The sequence below is a fragment of the Kitasatospora sp. NPDC058184 genome, from assembly GCF_042883725.1.
In the GTDB taxonomy this organism is placed as follows: domain Bacteria; phylum Actinomycetota; class Actinomycetes; order Streptomycetales; family Streptomycetaceae; genus Kitasatospora.
In genome coordinates this window covers 410,774-437,112 of record NZ_JBHVVE010000005.1, presented here as the reverse complement: position 1 = coordinate 437,112, position 26,339 = coordinate 410,774, and the positions used below count along the sequence as shown (strand labels likewise).

27 protein-coding genes are annotated in these 26,339 nt (G+C 72.9%); 11 read left to right on the top strand and 16 right to left on the bottom strand.

What is annotated here, in order from left to right; genetic code table 11:
- Positions 1-46: 46 nt before the first annotated feature.
- The 6 genes from ACFVXH_RS12760 to ACFVXH_RS12735 all read right to left on the bottom strand — a co-directional run bounded on the left by ACFVXH_RS12760 (position 47) and on the right by ACFVXH_RS12735 (position 5,895).
- Entirely contained in the window at positions 47-994 is a 948-nt protein-coding gene (locus tag ACFVXH_RS12760) for a beta-ketoacyl-ACP synthase III (protein WP_049651545.1), read from the bottom strand.
- A gap of 135 nt (positions 995-1,129) precedes the next feature.
- Positions 1,130-2,344 carry a L,D-transpeptidase family protein gene (locus ACFVXH_RS12755; RefSeq protein WP_338016324.1) on the bottom strand — a complete coding sequence of 405 codons (1,215 nt, stop codon included), beginning with the start codon at positions 2,342-2,344 and terminating at the stop codon, positions 1,130-1,132.
- A 116-nt stretch (positions 2,345-2,460) separates the two neighbouring features.
- A complete protein-coding gene (mqnE, locus tag ACFVXH_RS12750) occupies positions 2,461-3,624 on the bottom strand; it encodes an aminofutalosine synthase MqnE (RefSeq protein ID WP_049651548.1) in 1,164 nt (387 codons plus the stop codon).
- Positions 3,625-3,676: 52 nt separating this feature from the next.
- Positions 3,677-4,639 (bottom strand): threonine/serine dehydratase, encoded by a 963-nt coding sequence (locus ACFVXH_RS12745; protein ID WP_117488285.1) that lies wholly within the window; start codon positions 4,637-4,639, stop codon positions 3,677-3,679.
- Positions 4,640-4,642: 3 nt separating this feature from the next.
- Positions 4,643-5,101 (bottom strand): Lrp/AsnC family transcriptional regulator, encoded by a 459-nt coding sequence (locus ACFVXH_RS12740; protein WP_049651543.1) that lies wholly within the window; start codon positions 5,099-5,101, stop codon positions 4,643-4,645.
- Positions 5,102-5,220: 119 nt separating this feature from the next.
- Complete coding sequence (locus ACFVXH_RS12735; protein WP_049651542.1) at positions 5,221-5,895, bottom strand: UbiX family flavin prenyltransferase; 675 nt, start codon at positions 5,893-5,895, stop codon at positions 5,221-5,223.
- An 89-nt stretch (positions 5,896-5,984) separates the two neighbouring features.
- Between ACFVXH_RS12735 and ACFVXH_RS12730 the strand changes: the two genes are divergently transcribed.
- Both ACFVXH_RS12730 and ACFVXH_RS12725 read left to right on the top strand, forming a co-directional pair.
- Complete coding sequence (locus ACFVXH_RS12730) at positions 5,985-6,737, top strand: cyclase family protein (protein ID WP_074004000.1); 753 nt, start codon at positions 5,985-5,987, stop codon at positions 6,735-6,737.
- A 71-nt stretch (positions 6,738-6,808) separates the two neighbouring features.
- A complete protein-coding gene (locus ACFVXH_RS12725) occupies positions 6,809-7,525 on the top strand; it encodes an MOSC domain-containing protein (protein WP_387822780.1) in 717 nt (238 codons plus the stop codon).
- Between the two features lie 104 nt (positions 7,526-7,629).
- Here ACFVXH_RS12725 and ACFVXH_RS12720 read toward each other — a convergent pair whose 3' ends face one another.
- Positions 7,630-8,436, bottom strand: a complete 807-nt coding sequence (locus tag ACFVXH_RS12720; RefSeq protein WP_049651539.1) for a TetR/AcrR family transcriptional regulator — start codon at positions 8,434-8,436, stop codon at positions 7,630-7,632.
- A 101-nt stretch (positions 8,437-8,537) separates the two neighbouring features.
- On the opposite strand from ACFVXH_RS12720, the gene ACFVXH_RS12715 reads away from it, so the two are divergent.
- From ACFVXH_RS12715 to ACFVXH_RS12700, 4 genes are all read left to right on the top strand, one after another.
- Positions 8,538-9,761: an FAD-dependent oxidoreductase gene (locus ACFVXH_RS12715; protein WP_387822777.1), complete on the top strand. Its 1,224-nt coding sequence runs from the start codon at positions 8,538-8,540 to the stop codon at positions 9,759-9,761.
- Between the two features lie 79 nt (positions 9,762-9,840).
- A complete protein-coding gene (locus ACFVXH_RS12710; protein WP_375876946.1) occupies positions 9,841-10,596 on the top strand; it encodes an alpha/beta fold hydrolase in 756 nt (251 codons plus the stop codon).
- Between the two features lie 38 nt (positions 10,597-10,634).
- A complete protein-coding gene (locus ACFVXH_RS12705) occupies positions 10,635-11,273 on the top strand; it encodes a hypothetical protein (protein WP_387822774.1) in 639 nt (212 codons plus the stop codon).
- 180 nt (positions 11,274-11,453) lie between these two features.
- The gene (locus tag ACFVXH_RS12700; protein ID WP_387822771.1) at positions 11,454-12,248 is read left to right on the top strand and encodes a nucleoside-diphosphate sugar epimerase; all 795 of its coding nucleotides are present in this window, start codon (positions 11,454-11,456) and stop codon (positions 12,246-12,248) included.
- Positions 12,249-12,323: 75 nt separating this feature from the next.
- Here ACFVXH_RS12700 and mqnP read toward each other — a convergent pair whose 3' ends face one another.
- Positions 12,324-13,220, bottom strand: a complete 897-nt coding sequence (gene mqnP / locus ACFVXH_RS12695; protein ID WP_369808292.1) for a menaquinone biosynthesis prenyltransferase MqnP — start codon at positions 13,218-13,220, stop codon at positions 12,324-12,326.
- Positions 13,217-14,674: a menaquinone biosynthesis decarboxylase gene (locus ACFVXH_RS12690; protein ID WP_049651533.1), complete on the bottom strand. Its 1,458-nt coding sequence runs from the start codon at positions 14,672-14,674 to the stop codon at positions 13,217-13,219. Before ACFVXH_RS12690 ends, mqnP begins: the two co-directional genes overlap by 4 nt.
- 92 nt (positions 14,675-14,766) lie before the next feature.
- Here ACFVXH_RS12690 and ACFVXH_RS12685 point away from each other — a divergent pair, with 92 nt between their 5' ends.
- From ACFVXH_RS12685 to ACFVXH_RS12670, 4 genes are all read left to right on the top strand, one after another.
- Positions 14,767-15,189: a PLD nuclease N-terminal domain-containing protein gene (locus ACFVXH_RS12685; protein WP_387822766.1), complete on the top strand. Its 423-nt coding sequence runs from the start codon at positions 14,767-14,769 to the stop codon at positions 15,187-15,189.
- 452 nt (positions 15,190-15,641) lie between these two features.
- Positions 15,642-17,243, top strand: a complete 1,602-nt coding sequence (locus ACFVXH_RS12680; protein WP_049651531.1) for an acyl-CoA carboxylase subunit beta — start codon at positions 15,642-15,644, stop codon at positions 17,241-17,243.
- 95 nt (positions 17,244-17,338) lie between these two features.
- The gene (locus tag ACFVXH_RS12675) at positions 17,339-17,548 is read left to right on the top strand and encodes an acyl-CoA carboxylase epsilon subunit (protein WP_049651530.1); all 210 of its coding nucleotides are present in this window, start codon (positions 17,339-17,341) and stop codon (positions 17,546-17,548) included.
- A 263-nt stretch (positions 17,549-17,811) separates the two neighbouring features.
- Complete coding sequence (locus ACFVXH_RS12670) at positions 17,812-18,423, top strand: ScbR family autoregulator-binding transcription factor (RefSeq protein ID WP_049661418.1); 612 nt, start codon at positions 17,812-17,814, stop codon at positions 18,421-18,423.
- A 34-nt stretch (positions 18,424-18,457) separates the two neighbouring features.
- Here the strand turns inward: ACFVXH_RS12670 and ACFVXH_RS12665 are convergent, their stop codons facing one another.
- Entirely contained in the window at positions 18,458-19,096 is a 639-nt protein-coding gene (locus ACFVXH_RS12665) for a ScbR family autoregulator-binding transcription factor (protein WP_074004008.1), read from the bottom strand.
- Between the two features lie 348 nt (positions 19,097-19,444).
- Here ACFVXH_RS12665 and ACFVXH_RS12660 point away from each other — a divergent pair, with 348 nt between their 5' ends.
- Positions 19,445-20,581 carry a ScbA/BarX family gamma-butyrolactone biosynthesis protein gene (locus ACFVXH_RS12660; protein ID WP_387822761.1) on the top strand — a complete coding sequence of 379 codons (1,137 nt, stop codon included), beginning with the start codon at positions 19,445-19,447 and terminating at the stop codon, positions 20,579-20,581.
- Positions 20,582-20,597: 16 nt separating this feature from the next.
- Here the strand turns inward: ACFVXH_RS12660 and ACFVXH_RS12655 are convergent, their stop codons facing one another.
- The 6 genes from ACFVXH_RS12655 to ACFVXH_RS12630 all read right to left on the bottom strand — a co-directional run bounded on the left by ACFVXH_RS12655 (position 20,598) and on the right by ACFVXH_RS12630 (position 26,286).
- The gene (locus tag ACFVXH_RS12655) at positions 20,598-20,984 is read right to left on the bottom strand and encodes a hypothetical protein (protein WP_143204614.1); all 387 of its coding nucleotides are present in this window, start codon (positions 20,982-20,984) and stop codon (positions 20,598-20,600) included.
- Positions 20,985-21,126: 142 nt separating this feature from the next.
- Entirely contained in the window at positions 21,127-22,257 is a 1,131-nt protein-coding gene (ccsB, locus tag ACFVXH_RS12650; protein ID WP_049650493.1) for a c-type cytochrome biogenesis protein CcsB, read from the bottom strand.
- A gap of 3 nt (positions 22,258-22,260) precedes the next feature.
- Positions 22,261-24,102, bottom strand: a complete 1,842-nt coding sequence (locus ACFVXH_RS12645) for a cytochrome c biogenesis protein ResB (RefSeq protein WP_387822757.1) — start codon at positions 24,100-24,102, stop codon at positions 22,261-22,263.
- A 2-nt stretch (positions 24,103-24,104) separates the two neighbouring features.
- Entirely contained in the window at positions 24,105-24,878 is a 774-nt protein-coding gene (locus ACFVXH_RS12640; protein ID WP_234348286.1) for a cytochrome c biogenesis CcdA family protein, read from the bottom strand.
- Complete coding sequence (locus tag ACFVXH_RS12635) at positions 24,875-25,492, bottom strand: TlpA disulfide reductase family protein (protein WP_049650491.1); 618 nt, start codon at positions 25,490-25,492, stop codon at positions 24,875-24,877. The genes ACFVXH_RS12640 and ACFVXH_RS12635 overlap by 4 nt, the downstream gene beginning before the upstream one ends.
- Before the next feature lie 143 nt (positions 25,493-25,635).
- Complete coding sequence (locus ACFVXH_RS12630; protein WP_049650499.1) at positions 25,636-26,286, bottom strand: histidine phosphatase family protein; 651 nt, start codon at positions 26,284-26,286, stop codon at positions 25,636-25,638.
- Positions 26,287-26,339: the final 53 nt, after the last annotated feature.

Here is a 26,339-nt window from a genome sequence, read left to right as displayed (position 1 = left end):
GCCTCACGGCGCCCTCAGGCGGCCTCGTGGCGCCGCCGGGTCGGGGTCAGGGGCAGCGCACGACCTGGCCGGCGTAGGCCAGCCCGCCGCCGAAGCCGAAGAGCAGGACCGGGTCGCCGGGCGAGAGCTCGCCGCGCTCGACCAGCTTGGAGAAGGCCAGCGGGATGGAGGCGGCCGAGGTGTTGCCGGAGTGGACCACGTCCCGGGCCACCACCGCGTCCTCGCCGAGGCCCAGCTTGCCCGCGATCGCGTCGATGATCCGCAGGTTGGCCTGGTGCGGGACGAAGCCCTTCAGCTCGGACGGGGCGATCCCGGCCCGCTCGCAGGCCTGGCGGGCCAGCGGGGCGAGCTGGGTGGTGGCCCAGCGGAAGACCGACTGGCCCTGCTGGCTGATCACCGGGTCCCAGCCGGTGATCACCACGGCGTCGCCCCGCTCGGGCTCGGAGCCCCAGACCACCGGCCCGATGCCGGGCTCGGCGCCCTCCTCCTGGGCCTCGACCACCGCGGCGCCCGCTCCGTCGCCGAAGATCACGCAGGTGGAGCGGTCGGTCCAGTCGAGCGTGTCGGACATCCGCTCGGCGCCGATCACCAGGGCGCGGCGGGCCGAGCCGGCCCGGATCGCGTGGTCGGCGGTGGCCAGGGCGTACGAGAAGCCGGAGCAGACCGTGTTGATGTCGTACGCGGCCGGCGAGCGCACGCCCAGCCGGGCGGCCACGGCGGCGGCGGTGTTGGGGCTGCGCTCGATCGCGGTGCAGGTGGCGACCACGACGAGGTCGATCTCGTCCGCCGTCCGGCCGCTGTTGGCGAGCGCCTTCTGCGCGGCCTCGGTGGCGAGGTCGACCAGGGTCTCGTCCTCGGCGATGTGCCGGCTGCGGATGCCGACACGGGTACGGATCCACTCGTCGTCGGTGTCGACGAGCCCCGCCAGGTCGTCGTTGGTGAGGACCTTGGGGGGCTGGTAGTGGCCGAGTGCCACAATGCGCGAACCGCTCATACTGCCATGGAACCGGGTTACCCGCTGGTCAGCATGGTATGACCGGCGACAGGATCCGCCCCCTCGATCTGTAGGAGGTGGACAAGGGGCCTTGGGGCGCCCGGGTTCCGTGCCCGGCTTCCGCGGACTCCGGGGTCAGAGTGCCAGCGTGGAGGCGTCGCCCATCACGACGACGGGGTGGGCGGCCGGGTCCAGGGTGCGGATCAGCTGGGCCATCTTGTCCTCGGGGATCGACACGCAGCCGTGGGTCGGGCCGTCGTGGTCCACGTGGAGCCAGATGCCGCCGCCCTTCTTGGAGCCCATCGGGCGGCGCGGGTCGAGCGGGGAGTTGCCGGGGACGCGGTTGTAGTTGATCGCGACCACGTAGTCGAAGGAGCCGGCCAGCTGGTCCCCGAAGAAGCCCGTGCCGGAGACCACGAAGCTCGGGTCCTTGTCGTACGGGAGCTTGCTGCCCGGGTCGGCCTTGCGGCCGCCCGCGTCGGTGAGGCTGAAGACGCCGATCGGGCTGCGCAGGTCGCCCTCGTTGTGGTCGGTGGTCCAGCCGCTCTTGCCGTTGTGGCCCTGCCAGGTCTCGCCGGCCAGCCAGCGGCCCTCGGGGGTGCGGGTCCAGAGGGTGACGGCGTTCTTGTCGGTGTTCTTGTCCTGGCCGGAGGCGACCAGCACCTGGGCGGTCTCGGCGGGGATCTGCGCGGTGAACTTCGCGCCGAGGCCGGGTATCGCGGCGACCGAGCCGTCCGTACGGGTCTGGCTGCGGTCGGCGGCGGGGGCCGCGGCCTGCCGGTCGGAGGCGGCCTGGGCGGCCGCGGGGGCCGGGGCGGGGTGGTCGGGCTTGCTGACGCCCTCCGGGCCGGGGCCGTCGGCGGCGGCGATGCCGGGCTTGGCGCCGTCCTGGCCGACGGCGTACCAGCCGGCGGTGGCGGCGACCAGCAGCGCGGTGCCGGCCATCACGGCCTTGCCGTGACGTTTCTGCTTGGCCTTGCGCCGGCGTCCCCGCGCGGCCGTCCGGGAGCCCGCCACGGGTGCGGCGGGAGCGGCGGCGAGCACGACGGGCCCGGGCTCGAAGGGGACGGTCTCGGGCGCGGGCACCGGCTGGTACACCGACGCCGCCTCGTAGCCGCCCTCCGGCTCACCCTGGTAGGCCTGGAACGGCTGGTCGTACGCCTCGGAGTAGCCGTCAGGAGTCTGCTGGTACGGCTGGTACACGCCCTGGCCGTACTCCTGCGGAACGGGCTGCCGGTACGCCTCGTGCTCGGGGTACGGCTGCTCGTACGACTGCTGCGGCACCCCGTACACCGGCTCCCGCATCGGCTCGTACGACGGGTACTCGGTGGCGCGATGAGAACCGGACATGCTGTCGATCCTGCCAAACGCCGTACCCGTTGGTAAACCCGGGTCAGGTGCGGAGGCCGTGAAGACAACCGCCGCCCGGGCCGACGAGCGGTCCGGGCGGCGGGGATCTTCGCAGGTCAGAGGCGCATCGCCTGCGGGGTCTCGCGACGCTCCAGGTCGGGGCCGTCGTACTCGCGGATGACCTCGTAGCGGGTGTTGCGCTCCACCGGGCGGAAGCCGGCGTCGCGGATCAGCCCGAGCAGGTCGTCGCGGCCGAGCTTGTTCGGGGTGCCGAAGTTGTCCGCGTCGTGGGTGATCTTGTACTCGACCACCGAGCCGTCCATGTCGTCCGCGCCGTGGCTGAGCGCCAGCTGGGCGGTGGTGACGCCGTGCATCACCCAGAAGACCTTGACGTGCGGGACGTTGTCGAAGAGCAGCCGGGAGACCGCGAAGGTCTTCAGCGCCTCGGCGCCGGTGGCCATCTCCGTGCGGGCCATCAGCTTGTTGCGCACGACGCCGTCCTTGGAGTCGTGGAAGTCGTGCTGGTAGCGCAGCGGGATGAAGACCTGGAAGCCGCCGGTCTCGTCCTGGAGCTCGCGCAGCCGCAGCACGTGGTCCACCCGGTGGCGGGGCTCCTCGATGTGGCCGTACAGCATGGTGGCGGGCGTCTTGAGGCCCTTGCCGTGCGCGAGGCGGTGGATCCGCGACCAGTCCTCCCAGTGGGTGTCGTGGTCGACGATGTGCTGGCGGACCTCCCAGTCGAAGATCTCCGCGCCGCCGCCGGTCAGCGACTCCAGGCCGGCGTCGATCAGCTCGTCCAGGATCTCGTCGGCGGGCAGGCCGCTGATCTTCTCGAACCAGTGGATCTCGGTGGCGGTGAAGGCCTTCAGCGAGACGTTCGGCAGCGCCGCCTTCAGCTCCCGCAGCGAGCGCGGGTAGTAGCGCCACGGCAGCGTCGGGTGCAGCCCGTTGACGATGTGCAGCTCGGTGAGGGAGTCGACCTCCATCGCCTTGGCGAGGCGGACGGCCTCCTCGATGCGCATCGTGTACGCGTCCTTCTCGCCCGGCTTGCGCTGGAACGAGCAGTACGCGCAGGACGCGCTGCACACGTTGGTCATGTTGAGGTGACGGTTGACGTTGAAGTGGACGACGTCGCCGTTCTTCCGCGTCCGCACGTGGTGGGCCAGCCCGCCCAGCCAGGCCAGGTCGTCGCTCTCGTAGAGCGCGATCCCGTCCTCGCGGGTCAGCCGCTCACCCGCGTAGACCTTCGCCTCCAGCTCGCGCTTGAGCCCTGCGTCCATGCGGTGACCCGCCTCCTCCGACATTCGATTCCTTGCCGGAATGAGCGTACGCCTATGCCGAGAGCAGCTCGGCGAGCAGTGTCGGGTCGATGTTGCCTCCGCTGACCACGGCCGCCACCGACTGGCCCCCGGTCTCGGCGGCGCGGTGGAAGTAGGCGGCCGGGGCGACCGCCCCGGAGGGCTCGGCGACGAGCCGGCCGCGGCGGGCCAGCACGGCCACGGTGGCGCGGATCTCGTCCTCGGTGACGGTGACGATGTCGTCCACGTAGGCGGCGACGTGCTCGAACGGCAGCACGCCGAGCGACGGGGTGCGCAGCCCGTCCGCGATGGTCCGGTAGGTGTCGGCGACCGGCCACTCGACCCGGCGGCCGGCCCGCAGGCTGGCCCGGGCGTCGGCGGCCAGCTCGGGCTCCACGCCGATCACCCGGATGCCGGGGCGGGTGAGCTTGAGCGCGGCCGCCGTCCCGCCGATCAGGCCGCCGCCGCTGACCGGCACCAGGACGGTGTCCAGGTCGGCCGGGGCGTCCTCGGCGATCTCCAGGCCGACCGTGCCCTGGCCCGCGATGATGAACGGGTCGTCGTACGGGGGCACCCAGACGTAGCCGTGCTTCCCGGCCAGCTCGGCGGGCAGGGTGTCCCGCTCCTCCGGCGCCACCAGGATCACCTCGGCGCCGAACGAGCGGGTGGCCTCCACCTTCACCGCGGGCGAGGTGTCCGGCATCACGATCACGGCCTTGATGCCGAGCGCCCGGGCCGCGTACGCCACCGCCTGCGCGTGGTTGCCGCTGGACTGGGCCACCACGCCCCGGGCGCGCTCGTCCTCGGTGAGCGCGGCCAGCCGGTTGTAGGCGCCGCGGGTCTTGAAGGCCCCGGTCGGCTGGAGGTTCTCGGGCTTCAGCCAGAGCCGCCGCTCCCCCTCGGCCGCCCAGGGGGCGGGAACCAGCGGGGTGCGCACGGCGACCCCCGCGATCCGCTGCCGAGCCGCGCGCAGCTCCTCCAGTCCGACCAGTGCCATACGTCACTCTCCTACAGGAGGAAGTTCACTCACCCGGTTTTCCCACTTGGTGGAGAGTACGACGGTGGTGCGGGTCCGGGCCACGCCCTTCGTGCCCGAGATCCGCTTGACCACCGATTCCAGGCCGGCCACGTCGGCCACCCTGACCTTCAGCATGTAGGAGTCGTCACCGGCGATGAACCAGCAGTCCTCGACCTCGTTGAGGTCCTTCAGCCGGTGCGCGACGTCCTCGTGGTCCGCGGCGTCGGTGAGCTGAAGGCCGATCAGGGCCGTGACACCGAAGCCGAGCGAGGCCGGGTTGACCGTCGCCCGGTAGCCGGTGATCACCCCGGCCTGCTCCAGGCGGTTGATCCGGTCCGTGACGCTCGGGCCGGAGAGCCCGACCAGCCGGCCCAACTCGGCGTAGGACGCACGGCCGTTCTCCCGGAGCGCCTGGATGAGCTGTCTGTCCACCGTGTCCATATACCGTCCGCGTCCTTCCGAACCTCACCAGACCCACAGATCATTATCCGGATTCAAAGGCGCCGTGCGCCGAACGACCCGGATATCGCAGAGAAGATACTCTCCCGCCCCGGGTCTCCTTACTCCCCCTCAGCCGGTGCGCCCTCGCCGGCGGCCGTCTTGCGGGCGGCCGCCCCCAACTCCCCTTCCCAGCGCAGGTACAGGGAATGCGGCACGTCGACGGCGTCCAGCACCCGTCCGGCCACGAAATCCACGAGTTCGCGCACGGTGGAGCCGCCGGCGTAGAAACCGGGCGAAGCGGGCAGGACGACCGCCCCCTGCGCGTCGAGCTCCACCAGGTGCTTCAACGTCACCCCGTTGAGTGGCGTCTCGCGCACGCAGACGACGAGTGGACGGCGCTCCTTGAGGGTGACGCTGGCGACGCGCTGCAGCAGGTCCTTGCTCAGGCCGAGCGCGATCCCGGCCACCGCGCCGGTGGTCGCGGGCACCACGAGCATGCCCTTGGCCGGGTAGGAGCCGCTGGACGGCCCGGCCGCGAAGTCCCCGGCGGGCCAGTAGCGGACGTCGTCCAGGCCCTCGTCGCTCCCGAGCCAGGCGGCGAGGTCGGTGCGCCAGTGGGCGTCCCGGAAGGAGATGCCGGTCTCGTCCAGGATGGTGAGCCGGGCGGCGCGGCTGACGACCAGGTCCACCGCCTCGCCGGCGGCCAGCAGCGCGCGGATCACCGAGGCCGCGTACGGCGTCCCCGACGCACCCGAGACCCCGACCACCCACGGCTGACGCTTCGCAGTTCCCATGGGGCAATTCTGTCCCGGCTCCACCCGTGGTTCCGGACCGGGCCGACCGGGAGGGGTCCGGGAGCGCCCGCCCCTGGGAGGATGGGCGCATGGCAGCGACCCTCGTCGACCTCACCCATCAGGTGACCACCGCGATGCCGGTCTACCCCGGCGATCCGGCCGTCCTGCTGGAGCCCGCGCTCACCACGGCCACCGCCGGGGTGAACGTGCTGGCCCTGCACCTCGGCTCGCAGTCCGGGACGCACGTGGACGCGCCGTACCACGTGGACGTCACCTGGCCGACCCTGGACGGGCTGCCGCTGGAGCGGTTCACCGGCCCCGCCGTGGTCGCCGACCTGCGCGGGCTGGAGCCCCGGTCGGCCGTCACCCCCGGGCTGCTGGCGGCCGCGCTGGAGCGGGTCGCGGACTCCGGCGAGGGCACCGTCCTGCTGCTGGCCACCGGCTGGGCCCGGCACTGGGGCACCGACGCCTACCTCGCCCACCCCGCCCTGACCCCGGCCGCCGCCGAGGCGATCGTCGCCGCCGGGGTGCGGACGGTCGGGGTGGACGCGCTCAGCGTCGACCCGACCCCCGACCCGGGCCCGGGCGACCCGGCGGTGGCCGCCCTGCTCGCCGACCTCACCGACGAGCACGACCACGGCGCCGCCGACGAGCCCACGCTCGCCGCGCACCGGGTGCTGCTGGGGGCGCCCGGCGGCGGGGTGATCGCCGAGAACCTGACCGACCTGCGGCCGCTGCTGGCGGCCCAGGAGGCCGGCCTGCCGGTGGAGGTCTCGCTGTTCCCGCTGCGGCTGGTCGCGGCGGACGGCGCACCGGTACGGGCGGTGGCCCGGCTGGGCTGAGCCGGACTCTCCGCCCGGGCCGGGGACTTGGTCTAGACCATCCCCCGTCAACGCCAGTACGCTTTCCGGCCATGGCTGAGATCATCGGAGTGATCGAGCGACTCTGGCGCTACCCCGTGAAGTCCACCGGCGGCGAGCGGCTCGACTCCGTCGAGGTGGACGAGCGCGGCCTGGCCGGCGACCGCCTCTACGCCGTCCGCGACGCCGCGGGGAAGCTCGGCTCGGGCAAGAACACCCGCCGCTTCCGCCGGATGGACGGCCTGCTCCGCCTCTCCGCCCGGCTCGGCCACCGGATCGACGGCCCCGAACTGTTCGACCCGCTCGGCCGCCCGGTCGACCGGCCGAACTCCTTCCTGCGCGCCTACCTCCAGCGCGAGGACGTCGAACTCGCCCGCGAGGACGCCGTCTCGCACTTCGACCGGCTGCCGGTCAGCGTGCTCAGCACCGCCACCCTGGACTGGGTCCGCGAGGCCGTCCCCTTCACCGTGGTCGACGAGCGCCGGTTCCGCCCCAACATCGTGCTGCGCACCCCGCCCGGCACCCCGCCGTTCGTCGAGGACGCCTGGCTCGGCCGCCAGGCCTCCGGCGAGGCCCCCGGCAGCGCCCGGCTCTCCTTCGTCGCCTCCAGCGAGCGCTGCGCGATGACCGGCGCCCCGCAGCCCGGACTGCCGCACGCCCCCGAGATCCTCAAGGCCGTCGTGCACGCCCACGACGGCCGGCTCGACGCCCTCGCCGAGGTCGCCACCCCGGGCCGCCTGCGGGTCGGCGACCGGCTGCTCCTCGGCTGACCACCGCCCCCGCGTCCGTCACCGCCCTTGCTCGAAGGGCGACTTGACCCTCGCGAACCGGCAGCCGAGGACGAGGCGCCGCGGGGTGCCGGTCACGGGCCCCCTCAGGGGGTGTCGCCGACGCTCCCGGATTCCGCCGCGGGGAGGGCGACCGCGCGCAGGTAGGCCTGGGCGAAGAGCTCGACGGTCTCGTCCGTCGACGGCAGCCCGTCCCCCAGGGCGGGTTCCAGCACCGGCCGCATCAGCGCGTGGTTGAGCAGCGGGCCGATCATCAGCTGGGTCAGCACCGGGGTGGGCAGCGGTCTCAGCCGGCCGGCCCGCACGTGCGGGCGCAGCAGCCGGTCCAGGCCGGCGAGCGCCTGCGGCAGGGTGGCGGCCATCACCCGGGCGGCGGGGCCGTCCGGGCGGCCGAGCAGGTCGGCGAAGACCGCCGGGACGATCCGCGGCTCGTGCACGAAGGCCGCGGCGAAGGTGGCGTGGAGCGCCCGGACGGTCTCCTCCAGGGTCTCCGGCGGGTCGGCGGCGAGGGCCTCCAGGTCGGGCAGCGCGGAGTGCCGCTCGAACACGGCGGCGAGCAGGCCGTCCCGCCCCTCGAAGACGGTGTGCAGGCTGGGCAGCGAGCAGTCGGCCCGGTCGGCCACGGCGTCCAGGGTGACCCCGGCCAGGCCGCGCTCGGCCACCAGCAGTGCCGCCGCCGCGATCGCGCGCTCGCGCACCGGCGGCCGTCCGCCCGGGTCGACGCCCGCCTCCCGGACGGCCTCGTCCAGCACCGCCCGGGAGCCGCCGAGCCTGCGCAGCAGCGTGCTGCGGGAGATGCCGGCCGTCGCGGCGATCGCCGTGAGCGGGACGTCCGCGACGTCCTGGCCCCGTTCCTTCGCCGCCGTGAGGGCGGCCGTCACCAGCTCCTTCATGTGAAGCATCGTACTACTTGACACCTGGGACGGTTCCAGAGATTCTGTATATACAGGTTCCACACGGACAGTGATCGATCGAGCACTGAAAGGGGAGAGCCATGAGCGTCGTGATCTCCGGGGGCGGGCCGGCCGGAATGATGCTGGGCCTGATGCTGGCGCGCGCCGGTGTCGAGGTGACCGTGCTGGAGAAGCACGGGGACTTCCTGCGCGACTTCCGCGGCGACACCGTCCACGCCTCCACCGTGCGGCTGATGGACGAACTCGGCCTCGGCCGGAAGTTCGCCGCGCTGCCGCAGAGCCGCCTCGGCAACCTGGTGGTGCAGCCGCCCGGCTCCGCCCCCGTCGCGCTGAGCGCCTACGAACGGCTGCGGCCCCCGTACAACTACATCGCCATGATCCCGCAGTGGGACCTCCTGAACTTCCTGGTCGCGGAGGCCCGGCAGGAGCCGACCTTCACCCTGCGGATGAACACCGAGGCGACCGGACTGCTCCGGGACGGCGGCCGGGTCACCGGAGTCCGGTACCGCACCCGGGACGGCGAGGAGGGCGAGCTGCGCGCCGACCTCACCGTCGCCGCCGACGGCCGGCACTCCACCCTGCGCCGGGCGGCCGGCCTGGCCGCCCAGGAGTTCCCGGTGCCCTTCGACACCTGGTGGTTCCGGCTGCCCCGGCACCCCCACGAGCAGGCCCAGCCGCCCAGCCTCGTCCCCGGGTTCGGGTCCGGCGACATGGTGCTGAGCTTCGCCCGGACCGACTACTTCCAGATCGCCTACTTCCGCGCCAAGGGCGCCGACCCGCAGCTGCGCGCCGAGGGGATCGAGCGGTTCCGCGAGCGGATCGCCCGGCTGCTGCCCCAGTACGCGGACCGGGTCGACCAGTTGGCGAGCCTCGACGACCTGCACCTGCTCGACGTCCGGCTCAACCGGCTGGACCGCTGGTACACCGACGGGCTGCTGCTGATCGGCGACGCCGCCCACGCGATGTCCCCGGCCGGCGGGGTGGGCATCAACCTCGCCATCCAGGACGCCGTCGCGGCCGCCACCCTGCTCGCCGAACCGCTGCGCCGCGGCCGTCCGACCGTGGCGGCCCTGGCCCGGGTCCAGCACCGCCGGCTGCGGCCGACGGTGATCATGCAGCGGATGCAGCGGGTCCTGCACAGCGTGCTGTTCGAGCCGGTCCTCACCGGCGAGCGGGCCGGCCCGCCCGCCCGGCTGGTGGCCCTCGCCCGGCACGTCCCCGGCTTCCCGGTACTGCTCTCCCGCCTGATCGCCTTCGGCCCGCTCCCCGAGCACGCACCGGCCTTCGCCCGGCGCGACGCCTGAGCCCCGGCGGGCGGCATCCGCCCCGGATCCCCGCGAACCGTCCGTTCGGACGGGCGGATCGCGGGGAACGACCGTTGGCATGACGATCCCTCACCGCCTGATCGGCACCGGCGACCACCACGTCCTGGTCCTGCACGACTGGTTCGGCACCAGCGCGGGCTGGGGCCCGTTCCTCGACTACCTCGACGGCAAGGCCTTCGGCTACGCCTTCCTCGACTACCGCGGCTACGGGCTGCGCAAGGGCGTCACCGGCGCGTACACGCTCGCCGAGATCGCCTCCGACGCGCTCGCCCTGGCCGACCAGCTCGGCTGGGACCGCTTCTCGCTGGTCGGCCACTCCATGGGCGGCAAGGCGGCCCAGCAGGTGCTCGCCGAGGCGCCGCTGCGGGTGCGCAAGCTGGTCGGCCTGGCCCCGGTGCCGGCCGGGGAGTACCCGATGGACGCGGCGGGCGAGGCCCTGTTCTACGGCGCGGCCGAGGACCGGGAGAAGCGCTTCGCGATCCTCGACCTGGTCACCGGGCAGCGGGCCGGCCGGGTCTGGCTCGACCGCATGGTCGACCAGTCCCTGCGGCAGTCCACCCCCGAGGCCTTCGGCCGCTACGTCCACGACTGGACGACGGCCGACCTGCGGCGCCGGATCGACGGCAACCCGGTGCCGGTCAAGGTGATCGTCGGCGAGCACGACCTCGCCCTCACCGCCGAGGTGATGCGCGGCACCTTCCTCGCCCACTACCCCAACGCCGAGCTGGAGGAGCTCGCCGGCAGCGGGCACTACCCGATGTACGAGGCCCCGGTGGCCCTGGCGACGGCGCTGGAGGGCTTCCTGCACAACTGAGGCCGGCCCGGCCGGGGCCTCCGTATGATCCGACGATCATGACTGATCACGAGCTCTGGCACCGTCTGGACCGCATCCGCCACGAACGCGGGCTCCTCACCCCCGGCGAGCTGGTGCTGCTCGCCGACCGGGGCGTGGCCGTCCTCGACCCGTTCTCCGTACTGGTCGCGCGGCGGGTGACGCTGTCGGCGGAGACCGTCCTGTACCCGGGCGCGACCGTCGAGTGCGACGCGGACAGCGACTGCGCGATCGGCCCGGGCACCGTCCTGTACGGCGGCGCCCGGATCGTCGCGACCGGCGGCGGGCGGATCACCGTCGGACGCCGCGCGCGGATCGGCGAGGGCGGCGCCGTGGTCAGGGCCGGGGCGGGCGAGGCCGTCGAGCTCGGGGACGAGGTCAGGATCGCCAACGGCGCCGAGCTGACGGGCCGTTGCCGCCTCGGCACCGGCGCCCAGGTCCTCGGCCCGATCTCCGCCCGCGCGGTCGAGCTCGCCGCCGGCCGCCCGTACACCCACCCCGACCCGGACGGTCGCGGCGGCGTCCTCAAGGGCCACGGCCGGGCCCGGGGCACCCGGGTCGGCGTCGGCGAGGTCGTCAACGGCAACGGCGACTTCGCCGCCGCCCCGGTCGAACGCCAGCGGACCTACCACCCGGACGCCCCCCACCTGGGCGACTGACCCCGCGGCGCCTCCGGACCCGTACCCCGCACCGCGGGGCCGAGGAGGTCGGCGGCCGGCCAGAGCGCGAAGCATCAGGGGGCGTGCGGGAGTTGGCGCGCGCCGCGGGGTAGACGCTGGCGCATGGACCCGAGACCCGTGCGCATTGGGCGTCTCATCCTTCTCGCTTACGTTCGATGCATGACAGATGAGCGAGTTGACGACACGTCGCCGGTGCTGGTGATCGGCGTCTCCGGAGCGGTCGGGCGGCACGTCGGGCTGCAGCTCGCGGCGGCCGGCGTGCGGGTGCGGACGCTGCCCCGGCGGGAGCTGCGCGACCCGGCATCGCTGGAGGCCGCGGTGCAGGGCGCCGGCGCGGTGCTGCTGGGGTGGCCGTTCCCGACGGCGGACGGGGCCACGGAGGCCGTCGGCGTGCTGGCCCGGGAGGTCGGGCGGGTGGTGTTCCTGTCCTCGGCCGTCCCCGGCCGGCCGGAGGGCGGGATCGAGGCGCTGCTCGCCGGCAGCGGGGTGCGGCACACGGTGCTGCGGGCGCACGGCTTCGCCGCCGCGCTGCAGTGGGCGGAGGAGATCAGGGCCGGGGGCACGGTGCGGGGCTACGGCGGCGCGGCCGGGCTGAACCCGGTGGACGAGCGGGACGTCGCGGCGGTGGCCGTCCGGGCCCTGGTGGAGGACGGCCACGACGGCGCCCGGTACGTCCTCACCGGCCCGGAGTCGCCGACCCAGGCGGAGCAGGTGGAGATCATCGGCGCGGCCGCGGGCCGCCCGGCCAGCTGGCAGGAGGTCCCCCGCGAGACCGCCCGCCACCGGTTGTCCGCCGCCGGCCGCCCGTCGGCCGCCGTCGACGGCGCCCTGGACCTCGTCCACGCCCGCCTCACCGCCCCCGAGCCGGCCACCAGCACCGTCCAGGACGTCACCGGCCACCCGGCCCGCAGCTTCCACGCCTGGGCGAGGGACCACGCGGCCCTGTTCCGCTGAGCCGGTCCACGAGCGGCGGGCGGGCCCGGACGAGGCGGGAGGAGCGCCCCGTGAGCCCGCCGGCGGACGCGCGGATCAGATCCCGAGCCCCCGGACGACCAGGTCCACCAGCGCGAAGAAGAACAGCGAGATCCCCACGAAGCTGTTGGTCTGGAAGAACGCCCGGTTGAGCTTCGACAGGTCGTTCGGCCGCACGATGGTGTGCTCGTACACGAAGGCCCCCGCGACGACCACGAGGCCGATCCAGAACGCCGCTCCGGCGTCCGTCAGGAGCGCGAACCAGCCCAGCAGGAGCGTCGTCAGGACGTGGCACACCCGCGCGCCCCGGATGGCCGCCGGCACGCCGTACCGCGCGGGCACCGAACGGACCCCGTGCTCGCGGTCGGACTCGACGTCCTGGCAGGCGTAGACGAGGTCGAAGCCGCCGATCCAGATGCCGACGGCCACGCCCAGCACGACCGCCTCCCACGACCAGCTGCCCGTGACCGCGAGCCAGGCGCCGACCGGCCCCATCGCCTGGGCGATGCCCAGGATCGCCTGCGGGAAGTTCGTGAACCGCTTGCCGTACGGGTAGACCACCATCGGCACCACGGCGACCGGCGCGAGCGCCAGGCAGAGCGGGTTGAGCATCGCGGCCGCGCCGAGGAAGACCACCAGCGCGACGGCCGAGCCGACGTACGCGGTCTTCAACGACACCGCTCCGGTGACCAGTTCACGCGTGGCCGTGCGCGGGTTGCGGGCGTCGATCTCCCGGTCGATGATCCGGTTCGCCGCCATGGCGAAGGTGCGCAGCCCCACCATGCACACGGTGACGACGAACAGCTCGCCCCAGTGCACCCGCTTGTCCGCGAGGAACATGGCCGTCAGCGCGGCGATGTACGCGAACGGGAGCGCGAAGACCGAGTGCTCGATCATCACCAGGCGGAGGAACGCCCTGGTGCGCCCCGGCGTCTCGACAGCGGCCGTGCTCACAGTCCGTATTCCTTCCAGCGACGCGACACCAGTTCGGCGGTGGCCGGGTCGGAGGACACCATCTCCGGCCAGCCGCCGTCCCGGGTGTACCCCTCCTCCGGCAGCTTGCGGGTCGCGTCGATGCCCGCCTTGCCGCCCCAGAACTGCTGGTACGAGGCGTGGTCCAGGTGGTCCACCGGGCCTTCGACCACGGTCAGGTCCCGGCTGTAGTCGACGTTGCCGAAGGCCCGCCAGGCGACCTCCTGGTAGTCGTGCACGTCGCAGTCGGCGTCCACCACGATGATCAGCTTGGTCAGCGACATCATGTGCGCGCCCCAGATCGCGTGCATCGTCTTCTGGGCGTGCTTGGGGTACTTCTTGTCGATCGAGACGATCACGCAGTTGTGGAAGCCGCCGGCCTCGGGCAGGTCGTAGTCGACGATGTCCGGGATGATGATCTTCAGCAGCGGCAGGAAGAACCGCTCGGTGAACTTGCCCAGCGGGCCGTCCTCCGTCGGCGGGCGGCCGACCACGATGGACTGGAGGATCGGGCGGCGGCGCATCGTCACGCAGTCGATCTTCAGCGCCGGGAACGGCTCCTGCGGGGTGTAGAAGCCGGTGTGGTCGCCGAACGGGCCCTCGGGCAGCATCTCGCCGGGCTCCAGCCAGCCCTCCAGGACCACCTCGGCGTCGGCCGGGACCTGGAGCGGCACCGTCTTGCAGTCGACCATCCGGACCCGCTCCCCGGCGACGAAGCCGGCGAAGAGGTACTCGTCGATGTCCCCGGGCAGCGGCGCGGTGGCCGCGTAGGTGACGGCCGGGGGGCAGCCGAAGGCGATCGCGACCGGGAGGCGCTCACCGCGCTTGGCCGCCACCGCGGCGTGGTTGCGGCTGTCCTTGTGGATCTGCCAGTGCATGCCGATGGTGCGGCGGTCGTGCCGCTGGAGCCGGTAGAGGCCCAGGTTGCGGATGCCGCTGTCCGGGTCCTTGGTGTGGGTCAGACCCAGGTTGAAGAAGGAGCCGCCGTCCTGCGGCCAGGTGAAGAGCGCGGGCAGGTCGTCCAGGTCGACGTCGTCGCCGGTGAGCACGACCTCCTGCACCGGGGCGTCACCCGGCTTCACGTGCCGGGGCGGGACGTGCGCCATCGAGGCGAGCTTGCCGAAGGCGTCCCGGAAGCCGGTGAAGCCCTGCGGCAGCTCGGGCTTGAGCAGGCCGGCGATCTTCTCGGAGATGTCGTCCGGGCCCTTGAGGCCGAGCGCCTTGGCCAGCCGCCGCTCGGTGCCGAAGACGTTCATCGCCAGGGGCATCGACGAGCCCTTGACGTTCTCGAAGAGCAACGCCGGGCCCTTGGCCTTCTGCACCCGGTCGACGATCTCGCCGATCTCCAGGTGCGGGTCCACCTCCGCCTTGATGCGCTTGAGGTCGCCCTCACGGTCGAGGGCCCGGAGAAACGAGCGGAGATCGTCGTATGCCATGCCTGTCAGTATCCGCCACCCGATAGCCTGGCCGGGTCAAGGGCCCCTGGAAGGCGCCCGCCACCATCGCCGCCCGGGGGGAGATCCCAGCCGTGCCGAGGATTCTTCTGACCATCATCCTTCCGCTCGCGCTCTGGGTCTGGGCGTTCGTGGACTGCCTGACCACTCCCGAGGACGAGGTGAAGCACCTGCCCAAGGTGGTCTGGGTGCTGATCGTGCTGCTCTTCCCGCCGCTGGGCCCGATCGCCTGGCTGATCGCCGGCAAGCAGCGCGGCTTCCTGCGGGCCGCGCCCGCCGGGGCCCACCCGGGGTACCCGGCCGACGACCGGGCGGGCCGTCCCACCGCGCGCGGCGGGCGCCCGCTGGCGCCGGACGACGACCCCGAGTTCCTCGCCTCGTTGAAGAAGGACGACAAAGACCACGAGTCCATGCTCAAGCAGTGGGAGGCCGATCTGCGCCGTCGCGAGCGGGAGCTGCGCGACCGCGACGAGCCCGAGGACGGCAGGAAGAGCTGATCGGAGCGGGTCCGCCCGCTCGCCCGGACAGCCCACCCCCACCGTGCGGGGTGGGCTGCGGCATTTTTGGTGCTTCCCTACGACTGCGCAACCCCTAACCCGGACGGCGACCCCCTGCCCGCCGGGCTTGAGCGGACCTTGAGCGGGGCCCAAGAGGACCGGCCTACAGTACTGGGAGACGGCCCTGACCTGCGCTTTCCTTCATGCTCAGATCATCGGACCATCATCTGTCCGACAACCCCCGGTATCCGAATGAACACCGAGCGCTCAGTCAACGATCCGACCGCTTCTGTCCAGGCCTGACAGCTAAACGAACTCGACCTTGTACGGAATCGACGCCGAAACCAGCGCACGGCCCCTCGTACAGTCATAAGTGAAGAAAGTGATTCGCAGCCGGGGGCACAGCAGACGTTGGCTGTCGGACAGTTCCCTCACCCTTGGAGTGGTTCGAGATGACGGTTGTGCATGAGGCGCCGGTCGACGGCGAGGTCCCCGAGGTCCCGGCCGACGCCCGCGGGCGGGTCGCCGAGCTGCACGAGCTGCGCGAGAAGGTCCGCCGCGGCCCCAGCGACAAGGCCACCGAGGCCCAGCACGCCAAGGGCAAGCTGACCGCGCGCGAGCGCATCGAGCTGCTGCTGGACGAGGGCTCCTTCCAGGAGGTCGAGCCGTTTCGCCGGCACCGCGCCCAGGGCTTCGGCCTGGAGGCCAAGAAGCCGCACACCGACGGCGTGATCGTCGGCTGGGGCACCGTCCACGGGCGCACCGTCTTCACGTACGCGCACGACTTCCGGATCTTCGGCGGCGCGCTGGGCGAGGCCCACGCCCAGAAGATCCACAAGATCATGGACATGGCCATCGCGGCCGGTGCCCCGCTGGTCTCGCTGAACGACGGCGCCGGCGCCCGCATCCAGGAGGGCGTCACCGCCCTGGCCGGCTACGGCGGCATCTTCCAGCGCAACACCAAGGCGTCCGGCGTCATCCCGCAGATCTCGGTGATGCTCGGCCCGTGCGCCGGCGGCGCCGCGTACTCCCCCGCGCTGACCGACTTCGTCTTCATGGTCCGCGAGACCTCGCAGATGTTCATCACCGGCCCGGACGTGGTCCAGGCGGTCACCGGCGAGAAGATCAGCCAGAACGGCCTCGGCGGCGCCGACGTGCACGCCGGCGTCTCCGGCGTCTCGCACTTCGTCTACGACGACGAGCAGTCCTGCATCGAGGAGGTCCGCTACCTCCTGTCGCTGCTGCCGCAGAACAACCGCGAGATGCCGCCGTCCGTGGTGACCGAGGACCCGGTCCAGCGCCGCAACGACAGCCTGCTGGACCTGGTGCCCGCCGACGGCAACCGCCCGTACGACATGCGCAAGGTGATCGAGGAGATCGTCGACCACGGCGAGTACCTGGAGGTCCACGAGCGCTGGGCCACCAACGTGCTCTGCGTGCTCGCCCGGATCGACGGCCACGTCGTCGGCATCATCGCCAACCAGCCGCAGTCGCTGGCCGGCGTGCTGGACATCAACGCGAGCGAGAAGGCCGCCCGTTTCGTCCAGATGTGCGACGCCTTCAACATCCCGCTGGTCACCCTGCTCGACGTCCCCGGCTTCCTGCCCGGCGTCGACCAGGAGCACGGCGGCATCATCCGCCACGGCGCCAAGCTGCTGTACGCGTACTGCAACGCCACCGTGCCGCGCATCTCGCTGATCCTGCGCAAGGCCTACGGCGGCGCGTACATCGTGATGGACTCCCGCTCGATCGGCGCCGACCTGTCGTACGCCTGGCCGACCAACGAGATCGCCGTGATGGGCGCCGAGGGCGCGGCCAACGTCATCTTCCGGCGCGAGATCAACGCCGCCGAGGACCCGGACGCCATGCGCGCCCAGAAGATCAAGGAATACAAGAACGAGCTGATGCACCCGTACTACGCGGCCGAGCGCGGCCTCGTGGACGACGTCATCGACCCGGCCGAGACCCGCCAGGTGATCGCTTCCGCCCTGGCCATGCTCCGCACCAAGCACGCCGACCTGCCCAGCCGCAAGCACGGCAACCCGCCGATGTAGTGGCGCGCACCGCCGCGACAGCCCGCACCGCAGCAGCAGCCCGCACCGACGCGCCACCACCTCAGACCGCAGCCACCCGGGGGAGAAACCAGGACATGACCGCTTCCGCCGAACCCCTCGTCCGCATCGTCCGCGGCAGCCTCACCGACGAGGAACTCGCCGCCCTGACCGCCGTCCTCGCCGCGCGCGCCGCCGTCGCGCAGCAGGCCGCCGCCGCCGCGCCGATCGAGCCGATCGCCAACTGGCAGCGCCTGGAGCGCCGCCCGGCGTACTACTCGCCGTTCAGCTGGCAGCAGGCGGCCTGACGGCCCACGGCCCGTGCCGACGGCCGGTCACCCCGCTCGGGTGACCGGCCGTCCGGCGTTGCCCGGGCCGCCTCGGGCTCTGCCCGGGGCCGCGTCGGCGCCGGTCCGGGGCCGCGCCGGCGGTGCTCCCGCCCGGTCGGCCGGGGCCGGAGGAGCCCGCGGCGGGCTCGGTAGGATGCCTACTGGACGGTATGCGTCCGCCGCCCCGTCCGCCCCCATAGGATCGGCCGCTGCCGAGACCAGAACTTTCCAGGGAGGCTGCGATGGCCAGGCAGGCCCGCGCGCTGGCGACCCGCCAGACGGTACTCGTCGCGGCGGCCGAGGTGTTCGACGAGCGGGGCTACGCCGCCGCCACGATGTCCGAGATCCTGGACCGCGCCGGCGTCACCAAGGGCGCGCTGTACTTCCACTTCCGCTCCAAGGAGGAGCTGGCGCTCGCCGTCATCGAGGGACAGGGCGTCTTCATCTCCGGCTGGACACCGGCCTCGGACAGCCCGGTGCAGAACCTGATCGACCTCGGGTACGCCTTCGCCCGCGCGCTCCAGACCGACCCGCTGGTGCGCGGCAGCATCCGGCTGACGATCGAGCACGGCAGCTTCACCCAGCCGCAGCTCGCGGCCTACCAGGGCTGGATGGACACCGTCCGCGTCCTGCTGGAGCACGCCCGGGAGGCCGGCGACCTCCACCCGGGGGTCGACCTGACCGCGGCCGCCGGGGTGATCACCGGGGCCGTCACCGGCATCCAGCTGAGCTCCCAGGTGCTGGCCGACCGGCAGGACCTGATCCAGCGGCTGTCCGACCTCTGGACGCTGCTGCTGCCCGGCCTGGTCCAGCCGCACGCGCTCGCCCGGCTGAGCGTCGCCGAGCGCGCCTGAGCCCCGACTCCGGGAGCCCCGGGGCCGGGGCCGGTCAGACCCGGTAGCCCGCCCGGCGCTCCGCCGTCACCAGGGCCGGCAGCGCGGCCGTCCAGAGCCGGCTCACCGCCTCAGGACCGGGCCGGCCGGTCTCCTCGCCCGCGAGCAGCACCTGGCCGGCCGCCACCGCGGTGAGCAGTTCGGCGGCGGCCCGCCGGTCCACTCCGGGGCGCAGCTCGCCGGCCTCGGCGGCGCGGTCCAGCAGCCGGTGGACGACGGCGGTGAGGCTGCGCCAGGCGACGTCGGAGGCCACGGGCGGGCCGTCCGGCCCCTCCTGGGCACCGTCCCGGCGCGGGCCCTGGCGGCCGAGCCGGACGCCGGCCCGCACCACCACGTCCTCGCGCAGCATCCGGGCCAGCTCGTGCGAGAAGTCGATCAGCCCCTGGAGGGCCGGGCCGTCGGCCCGCAGCGCGCGCAGCGCGGCCGAGCCGACCTCCCGCCCGGAGGCGCGGCGCACCCCGTCGGCGAGGGCCTGCTTGGACACGAAGTGGAAGTAGAGGGCCCCCTTGCTCACCCCGGCCCGGCGGCTGATGTCGACCAGGCTGGCGGCCTCGAAGCCCACCCGCGCGAAGGTCTCCGCGGCGGCGAGCAGTACGGCCCGCCGGGTCCGCCCAGCCCGCTCCTGCTTGACCACTGGCCCCCTCCGGACTCGGCCGGGCGCGATCCCCGCCCCACCCGGCTGCTGTCGGCGCGGCCCCTGCGGGGGCGGCGCTCGCATGCGGACGGCACCCTCCGAAACCGCATGGTTGGTATCTAATCTAGCGCTTGCTTCGCCCCCGCCGTCCAGCGGGGACGGCCCCCCACCGATGGTCCGAGGCCTCCCGAACGGGCATTCCCGCAGCCCAGGGGGCAGGTAGCGTGGCCGGGCCGGAGCGTTCGGCCTGGGCACCCCAGCCGCCGAACACAAACCGGGTGGTATGTATGTTTTGCTCGGACGGCCGTGGCGGCCGCTCCGACCGACACCCTGAAGCGGGGGCCCGTCATGCCATCGATCGTAGAGCCGGACCCGCACGATCCGTACGCCCACCCCGGCCCGGGCAGCGCCGGCGGCTTCGGGTTCGACGACGGCCCCGCCACCGGCTACGACTTCCACGACCGGACCGTCTCCCGGCACCTGGTGCACCGCGCCTCGGTGTCCGAGGTGTTCCTCACCGGCTGGCAGGCCACCGGCCCGTACGACTTCCTGCTCGGCGCCCAGTGGCCCCGGCTGCACGGCTTCTACCGGCTGCCCGGGGACCGCTACCACGACCCGGTGCTGCTGGCCGAAACGATCCGGCAGACCGGGCTGCTGATCGGCCACGCCGGGTTCGGGGTGCCGCGCGGCCACCACTTCATGATGGAGGACCTCTCCTACGCGCTCGACGGGACCGGCCTGCCGGGCCTCGCCGTCACCGCCGGCCCCGCCTCGCTGATGCTGGCCGTCGGCTGCGAGGACGTCCGGATGCGGCACGGCGAGCTCGCCTCGCTCCGGGTCTGCGTCGACGTCACCCGGGACGGCCGGCCGATCGGCCGCGGCAGCGGACGGCTGCGGGTGGTCTCCCCCGCCTCGTACGCCCGGCTGCGCGGCCCCGCGCGGCGCACCCTCCCGCCGCGCCCGCCGGCGCCCGCCGCGCCCGAGCTGGTCGGCCGCGCACAGCCGGCGGACGTGGTGCTCAGCCCGACCCTGGCGCCGGACACCTGGCTGCTGCGCGCCGACGCCACCCACCCGGTGCTGTTCGACCACGAGCTGGACCACGTGCCCGGGATGCTGGTGCTGGAGGCCGCCCGGCAGGCCGCCCAGCGGCTGCGCCACCCCGAGCCGGTGGTCCCGGTCGAGCTGGTGACCTCCTTCGACCACTACATCGAGCTGGACCGGCCATGCTTCGTCCGGGCCGCCCCCGAACCGGCCCCCGGGCCGGCCGAGGGGCCGGCCGCGGCGGACGGGCGGCTCGCGGTACGGGTCGAGCTGCTCCAGGACGGCCGGACGGCGGCCGAGTGCCTGCTGCTCACCGTGCCGGTGGACGGACCGGCCGAGGGCCCGGGGGTGCCGGTCCGGCGGGACGCCTACGACGGCCGCCCCGCCGTACCCGGCCCTCCCCTGCCGGGCCTCGGGGGCGCCCGGCTGCCGCTGGCGAGTTAGGGACGCCCCGGGCCCGTCAGGCGGCCACCAGGGCGGCCGGCCGGCCCGCGTGCATCACGCTGAGGTTGGTCGCCAGCCGGACCGGGTCCTGGGACAGCCAGAGCCGCAGCGCCGCGCCCAGGGCCGCGCTGGCCGACTCGACCCGGACGTCGGTGATCTGCGCGATCCGGGCCGCGCCCGGCACCAGCAGATCGGCCAGCGGGGTCGGCAGCCACACCGTCAGGGCGCACGGCGCGGGCACGGCCAGCGCCCCCAGCAACCGGTAGGCGTCCCCCGGCGCGCTGAGCGTCGGGATGATGTCCAGCAGCGCGTCGGACACCACCTCCGACACGTCGCTCCGGTGTCCCTGGGCGAGCCTGCGGAGCAGCGTGCGCTCGGCGGCGGTGATTCGGACGGTCAGCATGACCTCGTCGCACTCCATTGCGCGATTTCCTCCTCAGTTCCCTCTCGCACCGGCCGGCGGCCGGCGCGCACTACCCCGTTTCACACATCGGCCCGGCTACCTGTGGGAGAGAGCCGGGCCGGTGGGTGATCGTGTGCCCCGGTCAGATCCCCGCGTAGGAGTGCTTTCCGGTGACGAAGATGTTCACCCCGTAGTAGTTGAAGAGCCAGCAGGCGAACGCCGCCAGCGCCAGGTAGGCGGCCTTGCGGCCCTTCCAGCCGGCCGTCGCACGGGCGTGCAGGTAGCAGGCGTAGGCGACCCAGGTGATGAACGACCAGGTCTCCTTCGGGTCCCACTCCCAGTACTTGCCCCAGGCCGCCTCGGCCCAGATCGCGCCCGCGATGATGGTGAACGTCCACAGCGGGAAGACCAGGGCGTTGATCCGGTAGGACAGCTTGTCGAAGGTGGACGCGGCGGGCAGCCGGCGCCAGATCGAGGCCGAGGTGCCCAGCGGGCCGGTGGTGAGGCCGGCCGCCGTCCGCTTCTCGAAGGACTCCTTGCCGAGGTACAGCAGCGTGGCGATGAACGCCGCGTAGAAGGCGCCGCCGCAGAAGATCGCGGTGGAGACGTGGATCGCCAGCCACGGCGAGTGCAGCGCCGGGACGAGCTGCTCGGAGTCGGTGTACAGCACCGTGGTGGCGATGCCGAGGGTGAGCAGCACCGCGAGCACGACCGGCAGGCCGAGCCAGCGGACCTTCTTCTTCGCGGCCAGCAGCACCAGGTACGCGGCCGTCATCGCGAAGGCGAAGGCGCAGGAGAACTCGTACATGTTGCCCCACGGCCAGCGGGAGACCGACAGGCCGCGGGTGATGATGCCGCCGCCGTGCAGCGCCAGCGCCAGCACGGTGAGCGAGACGGCGATCCGGCCGGCCAGGTCGGCCCGCACGCTGGTGCCGGCCGCGCCCGGGCCGTCCTCCTCCTCGGCGCCGCGCCCGGTGGTGACCACCGTCGCGCCCTCGCCCGCGATCGCGGTGCGGGTGAGCGTCGTGGTGCCGCCGCCGGCCCCGGCCACCGTGACGGTGACCTTCTTCGCGGCCTTCTTGTCCGCCGCGGCGACGGTCTCGCCCAGGCTGCCCGCCTGTTCGGTCGAGCGGACGGCGACGGCGCCCTTGCTGCCGAAGGTCCACTCGATCATGTGGGCGAACATGGCGAGGGTGTAGACCACCATCGCCGAATAGATCAGCTTGTTGGAGAGGTCGGCCAGCTGTGGGTCGACCGCCGAGGCGAGATGCACCGTCTACTCCTTGGAGTTCTGGTCGGCAGGGACTGCGGGTTCCGGGGAGGCCGCCGGGACTGTGGGGGTCCCGGTCTCCTCGGGTACGTCCGTTTCGGTGTCGGCGTCCTCGTCCGCGGAGGCCGGAGTGCCGTCCTCGTCCGCGGAGGCCGGGGTGCCGTCCTCACCTTCGGGGGCCGGGGCGTCGTCCTCCTCGTCCTCGGAGGCGGGAGCGTCGTCCTGGAGGTCGACCGCGAGCTCCGCCAGCTCCTCGGCGATCTTCGCCGACTCGCTGCGGGCCAGGCCGGCCAGCTCCACCTGGGTGCCGCCGCCCGGCAGGGCGACCGCCCGCACCCAGATCCGGCGGCGCTGGATGAACAGCGAGCCGATCAGGCCGAGGATCGCGAGCACGCCGCCGCTCAGGGCGATCGCGTTGCCCGGACGGTGCGAGATGTTGAAGCTGGCCCACTGCTTGTAGCCCTCGAAGGTCACCGAGCCGTAGCCGTCGGGCAGGTCCCAGGCCTGGCCGGGCTTGAGCCGGGCCTTGGCCGGCTGGCCGTCCTGGGTGAGCTGGGTGAGCTTGCGGGTGTTGAGCTGGTAGACGTTCTGCGGCAGGCCGGAGTCTGTGCCGAGGTCGCCCGCGAAGGCGTTCAGCACGAGTTCGGGCTCGGCGTCACCGGGGAACAGCGAGACCGGGCCGGTGCCCTCGAAGCTCAGCGGGGCGGTCGGCAGGAAGAAGCCGGAGAAGCCCATCTGGGTCTTGTTGCCGTCGGGGCCCACGCCGTAGTCGGAGACCTTCACGACACCGGTGGAGGTCAGGTTGCCGTCCTGCGGCAGGAACGGGACGGCGCCGCGGTAAACGACCTCGCCCTTGCCGTTCTTGACGCTGACGAACGGGGCGTAGCCGTGGCCGATCAGGTAGACCTTGCTGCCGCCGATCTCCAGCGGGTGGTTGACCTCGATCGTCGACTTCCTCAGCTTCGACTGGTCGCTGCCCTCGTAGTACTCGACGTTCGCGGTGAACTGCCGGGCGGCGCCGATCTGGTCGCCCTTGGTCTGGAACTTCGAGGTGAAGCTGTCCAGCTTCAGGTAGAAGGGGTCGAGGTCCTGGTTGCCGTAGAACCGGGTGCCGTTGAAGTCGTCGAGCTGGGTGATGGTGTTGGAGTAGCCCTCGCCCTGGACCATCAGCTTGCCGCCGGTGCCCGAGGCCAGGCTGGCCCAGGCGAAGCCGCCGAGCAGCGCGAACAGCGAAAGGTGGAACAGCAGGTTGCCGACCTCGCGCAGGTAGCCCTTCTCGGCCGCCACCGCGCCGCCGGACAGGTGGGCGCGGAAGCCGCGCTTGCGCAGCAGCCGGTGCGCGGCGGCGTTCACCGCGTCGGCGTCCGCCTCGGTGCGCCAGGCCGCGTGGACCGGCATCCGGGTCAGGTTGCGCGGCGCGGCCGGGGGCTGGGAGCGCAGCACGCCGACGAACTGCCAGGTGCGCGGGACGATGCAGCCGGCCAGCGACACGAACAGCAGGATGTAGATCGCGGAGAACCAGACCGAGCTGTAGACGTCGAACAGCTGGAGCTTCTCGTAGATCGGCGCGACCGTGGCGTGCTGCGCCTTCCAGGCCTCGACCTTCAGCTGGCCCTGGCCGTTCTGGTACTGCGGGATCAGCGAGCCGGGGATGGCGGCCAGCGACAGCAGGAAGAGCAGGATCAGGGCGACCCGCATCGAGGTCAGCTGGCGCCACATCCAGCGCGCCCAGCCGAACGCCCCTATGCCGGTCGGTCCGTCGGACTCGACCGGCGCGGTGCTGAGCCGCTCGGCGGCGACGTCGTCCGGCGCCGGGGGCTGCTCGGTCTCGGTCGTGGTGTTGCTCACGGTCAGATTCCGATCTGGAAGTCGGCGGTCCAGGACTGCAGCTGGCTCAGCATCGAGTCCCAGATCCCGGTGACGAGCAGCAGACCGACCGCGACGAGCATGCCGCCGCCGATCCTCATGACGAGCGGGTAGTGCCGCTTGACCCAGCCGAAGGCGCCCAGCGCCCGGCGGAAGGCCAGCGCGGCCACGATGAACGGTACGCCGAGGCCCAGGCAGTAGAAGGTCATCAGCAGGGCGCCGCGCGCGGCGTCGGCCTGGTTCAGGGCGAGGTTCTGGACGGTCGCCAGGGTCGGGCCGATGCAGGGCGTCCAGCCGACGCCGAAGACCACGCCCAGCAGCGGCGCGCCGAGCAGGCCGACCGACGGCCGGCGGTGGGAGCGCACCTCGCGCATGCTCAGGCCGGGGACGAGGCCCATGAAGGCGAGGCCCATCACGATCGTCACCGCCCCGAGCACGATCGAGATGACCCGCTTGTGCTCCTGGAGGGTGTCGCCGAACTGCCCGAACAGCGCCCCGCCCGAGACGAACACGGCGGTGAAGCCGAGGATGAACAGCGTCGCCCCGAGCAGCATCCGGCCGCGCCGCGCGCCGCGCGCGTCCGCGAGGTCGGCGGCGGAGAAGCCGGTCACGTACGACAGGTAGCCGGGGACGAGCGGCAGCACGCAGGGCGAGAAGAACGACACCAGTCCGGCCGCCAGCGCGATCGGCGCGGCGACCAGCAGCGCTCCGCTCTGGAGGGTCCCGGTGTTGTCGGCGAGTTGTTGCGGCAGGCTCACTGCTTCTGCTCCGCGACCACCGGCTGGAGGATCGACTCCAGCGCGTCCTCGGTGGTGCCGCCGACGGCGCGGGCGGCCAGCTTGCCGTCCCGGTCGACGATCAGGGTGGTCGGGATGGACTGCGGGTTGAGGCTGCCCTTGGGGAACTTGAGCAGCTGGGTGCCGGCCGGGTCGAAGAGGCTCGGGTAGGTGACGCCCTGCTCCTGCTCGAAGCGGACGGCGTTCTGCTTCTCGGTGTCCCGGGTGTTGATGCCGAGGAACTGGACGCCCTGGTCCTTGTACTTCTCCGAGACGTTCTGGAGGCTCTTGGCCTCGGCCCGGCACGGGCCGCACCAGGAGCCCCAGACGTTCAGCACGACGACCTTGCCCCGGTAGTCGGAGAGCTTGGCCGGGGTGCCCTCCAGGGTGTCCCCGGAGATGTCCGGCGCGTCCCCGCGCTTCCCGGCGTCCGCCTTCGACAGGTTGGTGCCCTTGACCGTGACGAAGCCGACCTGGCCCTCGCCGCCGCCCGACGAGCCCGAGGAGGAACAGCCGGTGAGGGCGAGCGCAGCGGCGGCGACGGTGGCGGCGGCTGCTGCGGCGACACGGGGACGGGGGCGCGTCATGGCAGACATGTGAAAAGTTTCGCATGGAGTTCCGGGCCGGTTCGCCGGGGTCCTCCCTTGCGCGTCGCACCCCTTCTGACCTGCGACGAAATCGGGTCACCCGGCAGTCGCCGGGTGACCCGAAGTCATACTTACACGCCGCTTACGGGAGGCTAGGCGCCGAAGCTCTTGCCCACCGGCTTGTCGCCCTTGCGGCCCTTGCCCACCAGGTGCGCGGGCAGCAGGTCGCGGGCCGGCTCGCGGTAGCCGACCGAGACGATCCGGTCGCCCTCGAAGGTGAAGCTGGTCAGCGAGGCCAGCGAGCACTGCCGGTTGCGCGGGTCGTGCCAGAGCCGGCGGCGCTCGGCGAAGGAGCGGAGGATCCAGATCGGCAGCTGGTGGCTGACGCAGACCGCCTCGTGCCCGCGCGCGGCGTCCCGGGCCGCGCCGATCGCGCCCATCATCCGCACCGCCTGGTCGAGGTACGGCTCACCCCAGGACGGCTTGAACGGGTTGGTGAGGTACTTCCAGTAGCCCGGGTTCCGCAGCGAACCGTCGCCGACCCCGAAGGTCTTGCCCTCGAAGACGTTCTCCGCCTCGATCAGCCGCGCGTCCACCGCGATGTCCAGGCCGTGCGCCTCGGCGATCGGCGCGGCGGTCTCCTGGGCCCGCTCCAGCGGGGAGGCCACCACGTGGGTGACGTCCCGGTCGGCCAGGTCCTCGGCGACCCGCTCGGCCATCTTCCGGCCCAGCTCGGACAGGTGGTAGTCCGGCAGGCGCCCGTACAGGACGCCCTCCGGGTTGTGCACCTCGCCGTGCCGCATCACGTGGACGACGGTGATCTCTTTGGCGCTCACTTCTCGACTACTCCTGGGAA

What these genes read in the sequence shown, in the direction of transcription:
- ACFVXH_RS12760 (WP_049651545.1), bottom strand. Translation starts at nt 994, where the DNA reads ATGAGCGGTTCGCGCATTGTGGCACTCGGCCACTACCAGCCCCCCAAG.
- ACFVXH_RS12755 (WP_338016324.1), bottom strand. Translation starts at nt 2,344, where the DNA reads ATGTCCGGTTCTCATCGCGCCACCGAGTACCCGTCGTACGAGCCGATG.
- mqnE (WP_049651548.1), bottom strand. Translation starts at nt 3,624, where the DNA reads ATGGACGCAGGGCTCAAGCGCGAGCTGGAGGCGAAGGTCTACGCGGGT.
- ACFVXH_RS12745 (WP_117488285.1), bottom strand. Translation starts at nt 4,639, where the DNA reads ATGGCACTGGTCGGACTGGAGGAGCTGCGCGCGGCTCGGCAGCGGATC.
- ACFVXH_RS12740 (WP_049651543.1), bottom strand. Translation starts at nt 5,101, where the DNA reads ATGGACACGGTGGACAGACAGCTCATCCAGGCGCTCCGGGAGAACGGC.
- ACFVXH_RS12735 (WP_049651542.1), bottom strand. Translation starts at nt 5,895, where the DNA reads ATGGGAACTGCGAAGCGTCAGCCGTGGGTGGTCGGGGTCTCGGGTGCG.
- ACFVXH_RS12730 (WP_074004000.1), top strand. Translation starts at nt 5,985, where the DNA reads ATGGCAGCGACCCTCGTCGACCTCACCCATCAGGTGACCACCGCGATG.
- ACFVXH_RS12725 (WP_387822780.1), top strand. Translation starts at nt 6,809, where the DNA reads ATGGCTGAGATCATCGGAGTGATCGAGCGACTCTGGCGCTACCCCGTG.
- ACFVXH_RS12720 (WP_049651539.1), bottom strand. Translation starts at nt 8,436, where the DNA reads ATGAAGGAGCTGGTGACGGCCGCCCTCACGGCGGCGAAGGAACGGGGC.
- ACFVXH_RS12715 (WP_387822777.1), top strand. Translation starts at nt 8,538, where the DNA reads ATGAGCGTCGTGATCTCCGGGGGCGGGCCGGCCGGAATGATGCTGGGC.
- ACFVXH_RS12710 (WP_375876946.1), top strand. Translation starts at nt 9,841, where the DNA reads ATGACGATCCCTCACCGCCTGATCGGCACCGGCGACCACCACGTCCTG.
- ACFVXH_RS12705 (WP_387822774.1), top strand. Translation starts at nt 10,635, where the DNA reads ATGACTGATCACGAGCTCTGGCACCGTCTGGACCGCATCCGCCACGAA.
- ACFVXH_RS12700 (WP_387822771.1), top strand. Translation starts at nt 11,454, where the DNA reads ATGACAGATGAGCGAGTTGACGACACGTCGCCGGTGCTGGTGATCGGC.
- ACFVXH_RS12690 (WP_049651533.1), bottom strand. Translation starts at nt 14,674, where the DNA reads ATGGCATACGACGATCTCCGCTCGTTTCTCCGGGCCCTCGACCGTGAG.
- ACFVXH_RS12680 (WP_049651531.1), top strand. Translation starts at nt 15,642, where the DNA reads ATGACGGTTGTGCATGAGGCGCCGGTCGACGGCGAGGTCCCCGAGGTC.
- ACFVXH_RS12675 (WP_049651530.1), top strand. Translation starts at nt 17,339, where the DNA reads ATGACCGCTTCCGCCGAACCCCTCGTCCGCATCGTCCGCGGCAGCCTC.
- ACFVXH_RS12670 (WP_049661418.1), top strand. Translation starts at nt 17,812, where the DNA reads ATGGCCAGGCAGGCCCGCGCGCTGGCGACCCGCCAGACGGTACTCGTC.
- ACFVXH_RS12660 (WP_387822761.1), top strand. Translation starts at nt 19,445, where the DNA reads ATGCCATCGATCGTAGAGCCGGACCCGCACGATCCGTACGCCCACCCC.
- ACFVXH_RS12655 (WP_143204614.1), bottom strand. Translation starts at nt 20,984, where the DNA reads ATGCTGACCGTCCGAATCACCGCCGCCGAGCGCACGCTGCTCCGCAGG.
- ACFVXH_RS12635 (WP_049650491.1), bottom strand. Translation starts at nt 25,492, where the DNA reads ATGTCTGCCATGACGCGCCCCCGTCCCCGTGTCGCCGCAGCAGCCGCC.
- ACFVXH_RS12630 (WP_049650499.1), bottom strand. Translation starts at nt 26,286, where the DNA reads ATGCGGCACGGCGAGGTGCACAACCCGGAGGGCGTCCTGTACGGGCGC.